Annotated in this window: 10 protein-coding genes; 3 read left to right on the top strand and 7 right to left on the bottom strand. The window is 40.5% G+C overall.

Annotated features, from left to right (window positions below; genetic code table 11):
• Positions 1 to 53: 53 nt before the first annotated feature.
• Positions 54 to 383, top strand: coding sequence for a hypothetical protein (locus VXM68_RS12015; RefSeq protein ID WP_367208866.1), 330 nt, complete (start codon positions 54 to 56; stop codon positions 381 to 383).
• Positions 384 to 446: 63 nt separating this feature from the next.
• Here the strand turns inward: VXM68_RS12015 and VXM68_RS12010 are convergent, their stop codons facing one another.
• From VXM68_RS12010 to VXM68_RS11995, 4 genes are all read right to left on the bottom strand, one after another.
• Positions 447 to 1,805 carry a RagB/SusD family nutrient uptake outer membrane protein gene (locus VXM68_RS12010; RefSeq protein ID WP_367208865.1) on the bottom strand — a complete coding sequence of 453 codons (1,359 nt, stop codon included), beginning with the start codon at positions 1,803 to 1,805 and terminating at the stop codon, positions 447 to 449.
• A gap of 6 nt (positions 1,806 to 1,811) precedes the next feature.
• On the bottom strand, positions 1,812 to 5,018 hold the full coding sequence (locus VXM68_RS12005; RefSeq protein ID WP_367208864.1) for a SusC/RagA family TonB-linked outer membrane protein: 3,207 nt from the start codon (positions 5,016 to 5,018) through the stop codon (positions 1,812 to 1,814).
• 6 nt (positions 5,019 to 5,024) lie between these two features.
• Positions 5,025 to 6,242: a TlpA family protein disulfide reductase gene (locus VXM68_RS12000; protein WP_367208863.1), complete on the bottom strand. Its 1,218-nt coding sequence runs from the start codon at positions 6,240 to 6,242 to the stop codon at positions 5,025 to 5,027.
• 269 nt (positions 6,243 to 6,511) lie between these two features.
• Entirely contained in the window at positions 6,512 to 7,372 is an 861-nt protein-coding gene (locus tag VXM68_RS11995) for a hypothetical protein (protein ID WP_367208862.1), read from the bottom strand.
• A gap of 604 nt (positions 7,373 to 7,976) precedes the next feature.
• Between VXM68_RS11995 and VXM68_RS11990 the strand changes: the two genes are divergently transcribed.
• Positions 7,977 to 8,519, top strand: a complete 543-nt coding sequence (locus tag VXM68_RS11990) for a hypothetical protein (protein ID WP_367208861.1) — start codon at positions 7,977 to 7,979, stop codon at positions 8,517 to 8,519.
• Positions 8,520 to 8,544: 25 nt separating this feature from the next.
• On the top strand, positions 8,545 to 10,251 hold the full coding sequence (locus VXM68_RS11985; protein WP_367208860.1) for a GNAT family N-acetyltransferase: 1,707 nt from the start codon (positions 8,545 to 8,547) through the stop codon (positions 10,249 to 10,251).
• A 225-nt stretch (positions 10,252 to 10,476) separates the two neighbouring features.
• Here VXM68_RS11985 and VXM68_RS11980 read toward each other — a convergent pair whose 3' ends face one another.
• The 3 genes from VXM68_RS11980 to VXM68_RS11970 form a co-directional block, all read right to left on the bottom strand.
• Entirely contained in the window at positions 10,477 to 11,385 is a 909-nt protein-coding gene (locus VXM68_RS11980) for an Rpn family recombination-promoting nuclease/putative transposase (RefSeq protein ID WP_367208859.1), read from the bottom strand.
• 167 nt (positions 11,386 to 11,552) lie between these two features.
• The gene (locus tag VXM68_RS11975; protein WP_367208858.1) at positions 11,553 to 12,050 is read right to left on the bottom strand and encodes a DUF1016 N-terminal domain-containing protein; all 498 of its coding nucleotides are present in this window, start codon (positions 12,048 to 12,050) and stop codon (positions 11,553 to 11,555) included.
• Between the two features lie 18 nt (positions 12,051 to 12,068).
• Positions 12,069 to 14,249, bottom strand: a complete 2,181-nt coding sequence (locus tag VXM68_RS11970; RefSeq protein ID WP_367208857.1) for a S41 family peptidase — start codon at positions 14,247 to 14,249, stop codon at positions 12,069 to 12,071.
• Positions 14,250 to 14,355 lie beyond the last annotated feature (106 nt).

The following is a 14,355-nucleotide window of genomic DNA, read 5'->3' as shown; positions in this document are numbered from 1 at the left end:
TAGAGTTTTTTGTGGGGGTAAACTTTTTTTGCTACTATAAAAAAGGCCTCGGTATGAAAGCAATATCCTTCATCAAAAATAATGCAATGGCTATGGTAGCCGGCGCTGCAATTATCGGGTTCAGTTCGTTTAAGTTGGCTCAAGCTGATACCTACTGGTTTGAAGTTGATGCCAGCGGCAATATCACCAATCACATATCAGGACCAAGTTCCTCTTGTCCTGACACCGACAAGCCGCAGGTATGCGCTATTGAGTTGGATCAAGACTACGTAGACTTACGTGGTACACAACCACAAGCTACTGTAAGTAATCTCAATCAGACACAAGTACAGAATCCTTCAGGGATTCCGTTTGAGCAAACGCGTAGCAGAGATATGGATTAACCATGCTATTGACTTGCTCTTCTAAGCAAAGACAGGGGATCAACAAATCGATCCCCTGTTTTTTTATCTTTCATTCTGTAGGTAATGCCCCAATAAAATCGCTTCATCCGGAATCGGAAAAGTAAATCGTTTATCCTTTTGTGGCAAAGTATAGATCTTTCCTTCCAATTCTCTAGCAAGGGATATATCCTGACTTTCAATAGCATTTAACCTGCGGATATCTGACCATCTTGTTCCTCTAAAGAGCAGTTCTTTCCTGCGTTCGGCTAATGTCACTATCAATAGATCTTCTCGATTATTGGGCAGCGAGGAAGCATCGAAACTTCCTTTTGTATAGCGTTTTGCCAATAAGGCAGTAAGCATGCCCTTTGCACCGATCAAGTCCCCTGTTCTCAGTGCACATTCTACCCAAATCAGATACAGTTCATCCCGAGCGATACCAGAGAAGAAGATCGTTGGCGCATTATAATACATCCCCTTATAACGGCATAACCCATCCTTATCAAAATAGAAAAACAGCTTTTTACGGAGATCGTTATCAGTATAAGATTGATAGAGCGATTTATTCACTTGTGCTCTTGTGGGACCTAGGATCTGAGCTGAAAAAACATTATGAAAAACCACCTCCTTGTTGAGGACATCAAAAGGCATTTCTTTCGTCGGATCCATATCATTGTAGTCCAACAGCGTGTTATCAATCTTCATTGCTTCATCCACAGCTTCCAAAGCCACTGAATAATTTCCCTGCAACAGATTGCATTTCGCTTTCAGTGAAAAAGCAGCCTGTTTATTAGGCCTCGTCGCCACTGAAGATGTTTCAGGTAGCAATACTATAGATTCTTCCACATCTTTCAGAATCTGCTTGTACGTCTCAGCAACAGTCTTTCTTGCTTCAGCAGGTTCGTTGATATCAGCCGTCAACCGAATTGGCAGACCATATTTATTTGTACCTGCATTCTCATCATAGGGCGGACAAAATACCTGCGCCAATTGATAGTAAGCCCAGGCCCTAAAGAATAGTGCTGCCCCTTTTAAATTTCGAAATGTTTCATCATTTGCAAAATCACCTTCTTCAAGTTTTTCCAAAACAAGGTTGGAGGTATAGATCTGCTGATAAGGTGTATTCCAGCATGAAGTTTTTTCACCCTCAAAAATTTCCTTCGCCCAGATATAAGTATTTCGCTCCTGTGCATAATATAAACTTCCCCAGCGGTCATCCGAAAGGAAGTAATCATCCGCTCCAACTTCACCGAGGTTGGCGACCGTATGCATGTTCATTGTTGTATTGTCCAACAATGCCTGCAAATCTTTGATCCGCTCGGGCACCACCAAACTTTTGTCAGGCTTAATATCGAGATAATCATGGTAGCAGCTGCTATTCACTAATAACAGCGACAGTATTATTATATATTTTAATTTCATTATGTGCTATTTAAAATTTACATTTAATCCAATTGAAAATGACCGAGAGGGTAAGATAGCCGCCAAAGGATATTCAGGATCGAGGTCTACCTTTGATTTTTTCCAGATAATAGCCAAATCATTCGCATACGCATATAGGCGTATGCTACCAATACCTTTAAGATTCAGCTTTTTAAAATCATAGGAAAGAGAAATATCCTTCAAGCGTATATGATCTGCGCGCTCCACCAAAATCTCTGCATTATTGTAATACTGATCTCTATTGCTCACTGTTTTGGTTGGTATTGAAGGTACATTTGTCCAAACCTCATCACCTGCTTTTTGCCAGCGGTCCGCAACATCACGATGCGCCAAACCACTGCTTACAAATGCCCCATAGTCAATAGAGCTTCGACGATAATAATAGTTACCTTTCCAAAGTATGTTGGCACTCAAGTTCCAAGCCTTCCAACTCAATGTATTGCGGACAGAACCATATATCGGCGGGACGCTAAGGCCATGATAGACCAAATCTTCGAGCTTCATTTTATTTATCACATCAGCATATTTATCAATAACAAGCTCACTATCTGTTTTTACCAGAGGGCTTCCCGTGTTACCATCCAATCCATACCAAGGTAAACTGTAGATACCATCCAAGGATCTACCTTCCACGGGTGGATTAAAATTTGTACCCGTCAAATAGGCATTTATGGGTGTTGTCTGCCCTGTTAGGTATTTAGTCACCTTGTTTTTATTCATATTCAGCAGGATATTCGTTTCCAATAGTCCTTTACCGATTGGATTCCGAAGATTTAACGTAAGATCTATACCCTTTCCATTGATATGCACATAGTTAACATAATAGTTACTATTCAGTACCATGGAGTTATACCCTGTAGTCGGATCCAGAGGTGGTGTCAAGGCCAGTACATCCTTGCTATTTTTACGATAGTATTCTAACGTTCCGCTAATCCTATTCGAACGTTGTCCAAGTTCCAAGGCCGCATTAAAAATTTCTACACGTTCCCAGCGTAACTGCGGATTGGGATAAGTCCGAATCTGTGCATTAGGCAATCCTGTTAGCAAGTCGGTATTGTACGAGGCAATTGGATAAGCTGAAGCCTGTTTATTGACATTTCCATTAACGCCATATGTCAGCCGCCATCGGATCAAGGGCAAGCGGAGATGCTGCAATATGGGTTCTTCATCCATACGCCACGAAAAACCTCCCGACCACAGCGGGGTACCTTTTTGATTAGATTTTACACCAAATAGGTTAGATGCATCCCATCGCACGCTTCCCGAAACATTATATCGACCTCGAAACGAATAATTTGCATTCGCAAAGTAAGACACATAACGATCCACCTGGTCCGAGACACCGTTTGCAGGCTCTGTGATCTGGGCTGTTCCCGAGGGATTGGTTTTATAGCGTGTCAAATAGTCCAATCTCCCCTGCGACACATATACGTCGTCGTCAAATCCATAAATCTCTTTGGTACTGCCGAGCCTCCGGACCTGGCGCAGTTCATGCCCTGCCAAAGCAACCAGGTCATGATCGCCCCAGTTCTTACTCATATTAACCTGTAGTCGAGCAGTGTGGCTAATATCTTCATCCCTATCTTCACGCAAAACACCTCCGTACGGAAACAGTTGCGTACCGTCAACCTGGGTAAAACGATTGGTGAGATTACGAACATAGTAGCTATCTGTTCTTCGGAGTAGCCTATCTTTGTTCTGATCATTGAGATATTGATAGTTTGCAATGACCGATAAAAAGCTGTTTAATCTGTAGGTCAGAATAGGATTGATACGAATCTGCATCTGATTTCCCCTGCGGTCATACTGATCCTTTTCCAATAAGGGTTTATAGCTCCAGTCCAGCCGACCACTAGCATTCCATTCATTGATATAATCCATATTGTAACCGTTGGGTATTATGGCGGGCTCGCCCTGATCATCTACCAGCTGCCCATAAGGCAGCCGCTGGATGGTACGATCATAATCCACCCCATTGTTTACATTGATTAATTTATTAAATGCCCAATTGAGCTTAAGTTCTATTTTACTGGTCAGATCGATACCAAGATTAGACAGCAATGTAATACGATCTGCTGTTACTCCGGTCGTGAATTTTCGACTTTTATCATAGCCTCCTGATAGGTAATAAAAATTTCGATCTCCACCACCTTTGATACTAAGATTATATTGATCATTGACCATCCTCCGAAAGAGATATTTTCCTACATCCTGCCTGATATCACGCTGTGACATCCTATCTAACTGCGCGGACAATTCATCAGGAGTAATCTGGTTTCGTTTCTGTTTGAACAACAAGAGTACCGCATCTGAAAGTAAAGGTTTCGCTGCATTTTTTTCTGCCGCATCATAGAAGCCATTATTGAAAAAAGATGTTTCAAGCGCAATGTATTGGCCTGATTCGAGAAAAGAAGGATTATATGTTAGATCAGGTTTGGCGAATACAGTGGTATTGAAGTTAAAATCAATTTGTGACTTATTTTTTCGTCCACCGTTCTTTGTCGTAATGACGATTACACCATTACCTGCCTGCGCGCCCCAGATACTTGCCGCAGCAGCATCCTTTAAGACACTGATATGCTCAACATCATTGGGATTTATCTGATCAATATATCCTCCATATGGAAATCCATCCAAGACGATCAGAGGTTCATTACCTGCGGTCAAAGAGCTTACACCACGGAGACGCAATGATAGCTTAGATTCCTTATCCGTACCACTGGATTGCCGTTTGTCAAAATAAAGTCCATTTGTCACTCCTTCCAATCTATCAATTAGATTTGCCCCTACCGATCTATTTAGCAGCTTTTTATCAATAAAATCAAAGGAACCCGTGGCCCTTTCTCTAGGGACGGTGTAATAACCTGTCGACAGCACATCTACCGTCCCCAGTTGATTTACAGCGGGCTTAAGAGCAATAAGTATTTCATTCTTATCACTTTCAGTAAACCACTGTATTTCAATTGCTTGAAACCCAATCTTTGAAAAGCGGATCATATAGATTCCTCGAGGTACAGTCACCTGAAACATGCCATCTTTGACGGATCTTGACTTGAAAGAAGAACTTAGCACATCAATGGTCACATCTTCGATGCCTGTGCTATCAGGCAGAGCAACGACACGCCCCTTTAAATATTGCCCCCAACAAACAGTTGAGAAGCAGCAGAGTATAATAATGAATAGATTTTTCATTTTCATTTAGTCTTTATAGGTTAGTTGCAGGATCTGCTTCTTGACTTGAGTAGGTTTACAGATCACCCCCTGTTGCTTTAGGCTAATGAAGAGTTCTTCCTTACTCAATGCTTTTCGTGGTAGCACGATTTCGATTGCCGCATCTCCTTGCCCTCCGTTATCAAATGGGCCTATTGCAGCATAAGCTTCATTAAGATAAGATTGCAGCAGACTAATACTTTTAAATACATGTCCCTTTTCGTATTTAATCGCCTGCTGAGCAGAACCTTTCTCCAGCATCCATCCATTAACAGAAATAACCTGTACGCTCGCATTGATGTCAAAAAATCGCTTTAGATCCTGCTGCATTACCGTATAGACAGAATTGTCGCTGTTGACAGTCTTATTTTCGTAGCAATACTTCCTGTACAGCGACGCGGGAATATCTTTACTCTCTACGCTCTCTAAAGGTCTACTATTAAGTTCAATATTGGCGGAAGACCGAAATGGATTGGATGCCCATTGATTATTGATCATGCCATAAGCAATCTTAAACAGATCTAATAAGCTTCGATTGACCACACGTAGGGAAGGCGTTCCTTTTTTGGAAAGCTTAAATAATGAAGGTGCACCATAGATGGAATCTAATAACAGCGAATACCCGATCAATAAATTTTGCTGCCGTCCATCGCCCTCATAAAGCAAAGACTGATCTTCCTCGAAATCCATCAATTCAAACTTTGTAGGCAGATCTATCCGATGGGTTTTGAGGTAACTGTTTATATTCTTTTCATTGGTATTTTCACTGCTTGTAATTGCGATTACTTTAAAATCACGGTCCAGCCAAATGTGATGAGGTACCGAGAGGTGCGGAAATAAGCTGTCAAACAATCGTGCGTTATAGACCTGAGGAAGTTCCGGAACTTTTAATGCGGGATTGTTCTTAGCGATCTTTTGAAGGCGAGCTTTCGCACTTTCTTGCGTTTCCTCGGCATTCAATAATATGATCTGAATATCAGCCTTGAACTTACGTTGCAATGAACCAAGATGAGGAAATGAGGCCAAGCATCCACCACACCAAGTAGTCCAAAAGTCGAGGATATAAAGCTGCTTATGACATTTATTATTTTGAGTCGAGATCTGTTCAATGGCCGCCTGAGGCAAAGTAGATCCTATTTGCAACGCTTGAAAAGGCCCATCGGCCCCGCTATCCTTGCGGGGCGTCTGAGCCGATAAACTAAACATATGAAACAAACAAACCAAAATAAACAGGGCTTGTTTGTTCTTCAATGCCTTGAAAGAAAAATTAGATGATTGGAAAACTATCCATAAGTGTATGCATGCCAAAACCATGCGATAAGTAAGTTCATAATTCACAAGGAATAAAAAGCATTTTAAAGCCCGCTGAACAACTGGATCTGTTGACCCAAGTAAAGTATTGACTCGAAACACAAAAGCCTTACAGGCCGGCTTAAAACACCTTAAAACAGATTGTTCATATTCTACTCCATAAGTCAATCTAGACTCTCCCCCTCCTGAAAAGCTTGCTTTTGTTGTGTGTGTCTTGTGCAATCGTTTAGTTGTCCTTGTGTATAACAAGGGCTTAGCAAGGGTGAACCTAGGGTCGCGCTATAGTCAAGCTTGTGTGTTTCTTGTGCCAAGCTATAGTCGACCATTTTTTGAGCAATTCCAGCAGAATTTTTACATTTCATCGGATTTTCATCGGGTCGGCATCGGGTTTTGATCGGTGCAACCCGATGAGATTCCGATGAAAACTCAAGACAGACTGCATGAAAGGCAGAAGCTTGGGCGAAGTTGGTTAGGCAAAAGACAGAAGAAGGTGATACCTCTTCCCCTCTTCGGCTGACCTTCGGCTCCGCTTCGGGACTTCTTCGGGACATATTCGAGACAGGCTCGGCACTTCTTTGGCTAGGCTTCGGCAGGGCTTCGAGTACGCTTCGACTCCTACCCGAAGCGCAGTCGAACAACAGTCGAAGCATTCCCGAAGAAGAGGCGACGTTGGTACGACGCAGTGTCGAAGGATCCTCGAACAAAACCCGAAGGCTACTCGAAGAACCAGCTGTTTTAATTTGATTTTGAGCGCTAATTTTACAGCGATTTTTTAGCAGGACCGAAGTATCTTTAAAGTACGTTTTTCCTTGTCGAATTTTCTTACGCAAATTTTGCGTAATTAGTACTATATCTGTGCTTAAGGAGTGCTTTATCCGTACTGGAGATATGCTGTTAAAATATAGCCTAAAAAGCACTACTAATTTAAAGACCAGAGGCCATAATTTTTTGGATTTAGTTTGTTTGGAGCAGGAGGAATCTTTCCTTATGGGCAGTTCTCTCCCACCCTTGTAAAAATTCGTCATTTTTAAAAGGTTTTTGATGGCTGTGACCTAAGGGATAGCGTTTCTTTTTGATGCTTACAAACGCATCGACTTGTTCCTAAGCCTAGCTTAGGTCACAAATAAAAAATGGTTAATGCTTGTAACCCAAGAGCGTTTAAAGTGGAATTTTTCTAGGTAAATAATAGGGTCGTCACGTTCTCCAAGATTAATGGAAGTCATCTTATGACTTAATCTGCCAAGCTACTCGGGGGCCGTGATTATGTTTTTGATAAGTTGTTTTTTGTTCATACTCATAAATTGATTTTATAATTTATGAGTCTCGTAGGTTTAGCGCACTATAGCGGGCCACTACCAACCGTACTGTCAGCTTCCGACGGCTTTGGAACGGTAACGATAGGGCCCACACGCTATAGCATATATCAAAGATATATAAAATATCGAAATGGGCATTAAACCTATCGCCTCGTCCAATTGAAATGTCGGAATTCACAGTCGAGACTCTTCTAGTCTAACACCTAAACTTAATAAAAAAATCAAGATTCAACACAAATATAATCAAACATTTAAGTAAATACAAATTTTTACTAATACATTTTATAAAAGACTGATGGACGATCTTACATAAATGAAGAAAGTCATATTAGTTAGCTCTATTTCGCTATATATAATAAACATTATACGTAAAATCAGGACACATTTAGGTATCAATACAAGGGATATTCAGAAGATACTCGAATTAGATCCTGACGGGAACATATTGGGAGCAATTGAAAGCAGCTCTAATTCAGCAAAGTACCATGATCAACATCTAAATAAACTAGCTTTAGCTTTCACAGATAAATCTTTTGAACTCGGATATAATATCACATATACATTAAATGACTTCTACCCGCCAACAGATTTTGAAGAAAAAATGGTTGAAAAAATCATTGTCAAAATTGATCCAAGGGAATTAGGACAGACGGGAACTCTTTATTTGTTGTTAGTGGAAGAAAGTGATACTTTTTTCGATGACTGGCATACCTCAAAAGAAATTGCGCAATATTGTGGCAGTAAAGCAGCGAAAAATTGGGAGGCAAAAGATTTTACCGCGATAATAGAACAGGGCATAAAAAAAGGTATCCTCATTAGAAAAAGTGAAGAGGAAGCGCTCTTTAAAAGACCTTAGGAAATCCGTATCTTTGGTATAGATTATGACCTCAAGAAAAACAAAAATCCAGAACACTACTTTTCCTGCCATCTCATTTGACAAGATTTTATTCTTTCATAAGGCCAGAACAGAAAGGGGAATCTCCGCTTTTGAGTGTTCATTTTTATTAGGCAAACATAATTTTTTCATAAGGGATGCTGAAAATCCCTTTAAATCCACCTTGATTGATGCAGAGGACAGCGTTCACCTCGGTAAAGTATTTTCTTTAAGAGATTATAATCCGAAAACAAGCCAGTTTGACCTGTACAAGCTTGAGGTGGAAGAACAGAAGATTAATAGAAAGGAATCAAAGTGGCTAATCGCCATCAAAAATGATGGCGCCCCGTCCGATCCTATTGAAATAATGGTGGAGGATAAGGAAGCCGAATTAGAGACCACCCTCTCGCTAAGCGCATATGAAAATGTGCAGTCTTTCTTTAGAGAACTAATTGCTAACGGCTATTTCGACTCGACCAGAACAGCATTGGAAATATTTAATACTTTCAGAAACCACGATGAATTTGGCTCTGAATTTCATCCAAGATATTTGATCCAAAATATCCGCTACTTCCTCAATAAAAAATCCGGAGAGCCCATTCTTGACAATAGCCGAACGAATTTGTTTTCGAGACGACTATTTTTCAAACCCTTAGATTTTGCTATAGAAAATAAAAGTGGGGCAATCTCCGAATCGTTCAGTAGCATTGGAATAAACACATTCAAGCAAGCTAGCGAATGGGTGAGTCACCTTGATTATAAACGCAACCGTGATAAGAATAACAAGCTTGTCCTATTTGAAGAATTATGTGGTACTTGCAGTACGAAACATGCTCTCTTAAAGCGATTAGCTGATGAGAATGGGAATCAAAACCTTAAACTCATACTCGGAATTTTCAACATGAATGGTAGGAATACTCCCGCTATAAAAGGTGTCTTGGATAAATATAACTTGAAATATGTTCCAGAAGCTCATAACTATCTTCGAACCAACAATTATATGTTGGACTTTACCGGAATTAGTGTTAATGAAACCAAATTTGAACTAGACCTGCTAGATGAAATAGAAATCGATCCAGATCAAATCACGGACTACAAAGTCCAATATCACAAGGACTTTCTATCTGGTTGGATCAAAGACAATAAGATCCCCTACACTTTGGACGAACTTTGGAAAATTCGGGAGGAATGTATACGCGCCATCACACTGGCGCAGCTTGAGCTGCACACCGAGCGATTACACCTCCGCCCTTTCAAGAGAGAGGATGGCGCCATGATGTATGCACTAAACGATGATACTGAAGTACTGCAATATACGGGCGATATACAGTTTGCGGATATATCGGCAGCAGAAGAATTTCTGTCAAACTATGACCAGTATGAGAAACATGGTGTTGGCCGTATGATCGTGACATTAAAAGAAACTGGCGAGATATTGGGCTGGTGTGGGCTTAAGTATCATACAGCGTCGGACGAATACGATATCGGCTATCGTTTTTTCAAAAAGTATTGGCATATGGGATTTGCTACCGAAAGCGCCAAAGTTGTCCTGGAGGACGGATTTACAAGGTTAAATATCAAACGAATCGTCGGCAGAGCCCGTGTAGAAAACATAGCTTCAATTCGTATATTTGACAAACTAGGCCTGAAATATGTAAAAAGTTTCATGGAGGATGGACACAGCTGGGTGCTGTATGCGGTGTACAAAGATTGACTTGCTAAAATTCATCCTCTGTACACCCAATATGGTCAAAAAATAAGAGGAGAATACGATCCTTTTTCCAAATACCTAACAGAGCGACTGAAATCAAACTAAAACATCTTTTCATGTACTTTAGGTACTTTATGTCAGGAATTCGATCTTTCCCGAGCATATAAAAACTCCACCTGGTCTTCAAAAGTGGAGTTAAATATTTTCAAAATATTAAGTAAGTACTAGCTACAGCTTTTCGATATCTTCAACAGAAAGCCCAGTTCCTTTAGCGATATCCACCACAGGAAGACCCATCTTCTTGAATTCTAAAGCAATAGCGATAGCTTTTTCACGTTCGCCTTCAACTTTCCCTTTTTCGATCCCTTGTTTTTCTGCTTTATCCAATAAGTATTCGCGAGTGCCCATGGTGTTGCTCCTTCCTAATTTTTCCTTTAATTCTTGTTCAAAGATAATCAAACTATCCTGATTATCAAAGCTTACATAGTAGGCTAAAAAGTCATACAAGCCCTGACGTGTCTGCTTATCCATCTCTCGTGCCATCATCTCCTCATACAGGTCATGTTTGATATCCTTAAGCTGAGCGTCCGTAATATTCTTGTGCAATATGGCCAGTAATGCTGTCAGTACAACAACAGAAAAGGGATTGGCATTCGCACGCAATGCCGACTCGTCCTGATCCAATATTTTGTAGCTGTTAAAATCATACCGCAACGTTGTTCCCATAAACTGTTGGATATATACCCTGGGACGGTAGCTCTTATTTCCATCCGCCAAAATCGCAATAGCCGTAACGGGTACCTTATATCGATCAGATATCCTATAAAAATATTGAAACATCCGTTTAGCAAGATCCCCATTACTCTTGCTGCTCTGCACTTCTATATGACACAATACAAACTGCTCGCCACCTTCTTTAAGAAACACTTTGACAAGTTTGTCCACATAACGCACACCTTTACCATTGGCTTCCGGCGGAAAGAGGCTTTCAAATTCCTTGTCCAGGTAATCGAAAGGCCGACTGAAATCAAAAACACCATCCGCTTCAGGAAACATAAATTGCAAAAAATGAACAAACGTCTGCTCTAAAACTGCTTTCCACAAGGGATCATCTATCCTCCTCGATGTTCTACCCATAACCTATATATCAATTGTTTAAACCTCTAACGTTAAAAGAGGGCATAACTTTAATGTACCTACCATTTTCTTGATACAAAGTTTTATAAATTCAGGAGTCGAATCTCGTAGGGTTGATTTCAATAGACGGTTGTAAAAGACCAGATCAACAAAAAACTCATCACCTTCTATTTGGCATCAGAGGGCATCTTTTCCTTTTTTGCGACAGCCAATACACTTTCCTTATCGTTGCTAAGCAGCAGACGTTCATATAAATTAATAAAAACCTGTCTTTCCAGCTGCCGTGATGTCCAGTTATTTTTGATGGTTTCAGCCATATAGAATTCTCGTTGTTCGTCCAAGTCAAGCCGCATCAACAACCTGTATTGTGTCCAGCTCAATTGCGAACGCAGTGCGTTCGCAATTGGAAAAACGCGATAAAACTGTCTAAACAACTCAATCTGCCTTCGCGAAAATCCACTACCAAATTCAGGTTCTAGCGCCTTGGCTAGATACTTTGTAAGATATTTTCCATAATCAGCCCTATCCTTTCCTTGCTGTTCTTCTTCAAAGATACGCTTGCCGATATGCCAGTACATCAACGTACGCTGATGGTCGACAGCACGAATGGCATTGTCTTTGGACTGGGAAGTATCCGATTTTAAGTCCGCTCCTTTCACAATCATCGATCGTAAAGACCAAACTCATTTATTTAAATACTCCAATGCTTTTTCCATCACCTCATCCTTACCTTCGCGAATCCCCTTTATACTCGGCTTGACAATTTCATCAATTTTAATACCGACACGCTGAGTTTCACGCTGATCAGGGTAATATACACCCAGTCCCGAAAGCATTGTCCTTTGATTACCTGGTAAATCAATGGAACTGACATTGCCATCAGCACCCGCTGTCTGTGATCCGAAAACCTTAACATGAGAAGCTGCCTGATAAGCCATCACATGATATTCCGCAGAACTCTGCGTATCCTCATTGACCAGAATAGCCACCTTACCTTGATAACAATCATTGGCATTCTCCCCAACTTGTAATGGGCTGCTCATTACAAAAGTTCCAGGATATTGAAGACTCGTACTGGTAAAACGAACGAAATCAGTAGGCTTGGTCAACAACAAGGGTGTAAGCTTGAACACTAAAAAATCACCGGGATAATTGCGGTCATCAATCACAATACCTTTTACCTTACTCCAGTTTACCCTATTATCTGTAATCATTTTACCACGCAATAAACTATGATTAATATATAGAATATTATTATCCAGCATCTTAAAAGCTACAGTATCTTTTGGCGCAGGTTTAATTTGGCTAGCAGACATCGCAACAATATTTACTGTAATAGGTTCGCCATCACGCACTATTTCACAGGGTACAAGCTCGCTATTGCTTGTCACAAGCTTTCTAGCAAGATCGCGGTTGGCCACAGCTTCATTCGGTGTGCTCATATAAGCCCATAGTGAATCTCTGATTTCTTCAATCTTTTTATGCTCCTTACTGATGAGCACATCTCCTATGCTAAGTTGATCTCCAGATTGCTCACTCTCAAAGACTTTAGTCACCACGGCTTTTCCCTCTATTATTCGGATCTCTATTGGCATACGGTACTTGCCATAATAATTTATCAGCCCTTTCGGCGTGCTCCAAAGTCCAGTATGTGCATCTTTAACCTGGGCTATTATCTTGAGAAGTGAAAGTCCATAAGAACGATCATCCCGACTAAGGATCATTTCGGGCACAGCTGCTTTTAAAACCGCTTCCCATTTCGGATCCGTCAGGTGTTTATAAGGAGAAAAATACTCGATCATATTCCAAAAGCGAAAAAGCGTCAATAAACGAAATCCTACGTCCGCTGAAAATACATTTTCGTATTTTTTTTCATTCTTAAAAAGGACATTGCCTATACCATTAGCAAAATCAAAATAATGATGCTGATCAAAACTACTATAACGAACACGTCTTAATTTATCCTTGAGACCATCATTAAATGGAAGCTCATCGATCCAGCTGTAATCTACCTCATGAACCACATTTTCAAGCTGTGGCTTGGCATAGTTGGCCGTGGCACCGAGACTGTCTAACAGCGCAGCATAATGTGCCTCAACAGATTTATTATCTTTTGCCATAATAACAGCATTTATAGACTTAAATAACTGTTGATCCCAATCATACTTCCCTTGCGCCACAGCGGGATGTCTATATTTCAGGAAACCCCATATTCTCCCCAGATCCACCAAGCGTCGATCAATCTTGGGCGTAGGATTAAAGTCAGATATCCCCGAACTTGCAGGTTCACTGATTCCTTTCGCAAATGGCACAAACATTCCCGCTTCCTTCGTAATATCCTTACCATCTACAGTGATGAGCACATCATCAACCCACATCTTACCCTCTCCAGAAAGAAAAAATGCAATGGATATCCCTTCCGTCTGGTTTGGAACCAATTTAGTTTTCAGCTTAATATTTTCCCAGTTTTTGGTCCCATTCATTTGGCGGTTAGCCATATTGTCGAAAAAGACTTTGGGATCGATCTGTAACATCATCGACACATAAGACCCCGCGATGATATTCTCACGTTTGATCATCGCAGACACTTCAATGGAATCGCCCTTTAAATTTGATGGTAACCACATCATAATTCCCCCGAAAGCGCTGTTCTTTTTTATACTTTCAATCCGGAGCGCCCCTTTTCCACGATAATATATATTTTGGTCTATACTACTTTTAAAAACCGTCGTATCGCCTATCTTGAACCATGGAGCAGTAATCGGTTGATCAAATGAAAAGTTAAAATTTTGTTGACTAAAGACAGGAGTGGCTACTGCTGTTAGAAAAACAATAAGGAAAATAAATAGGTTGTTAGATTTCATAATTGAAAATTTTCCTTAAATTAATCAATTAATGAATTGTTAACAAAACCTTTCTAACTTTTGCACGACACTATTTTTCTATTTTCCTTGCGACATTTTAAATTTT

It is taken from the genome of Sphingobacterium sp. R2, assembly GCF_040760075.1.
Classification (GTDB): domain Bacteria; phylum Bacteroidota; class Bacteroidia; order Sphingobacteriales; family Sphingobacteriaceae; genus Sphingobacterium.
This window is presented reverse-complemented; position numbering and strand designations above follow the sequence as displayed.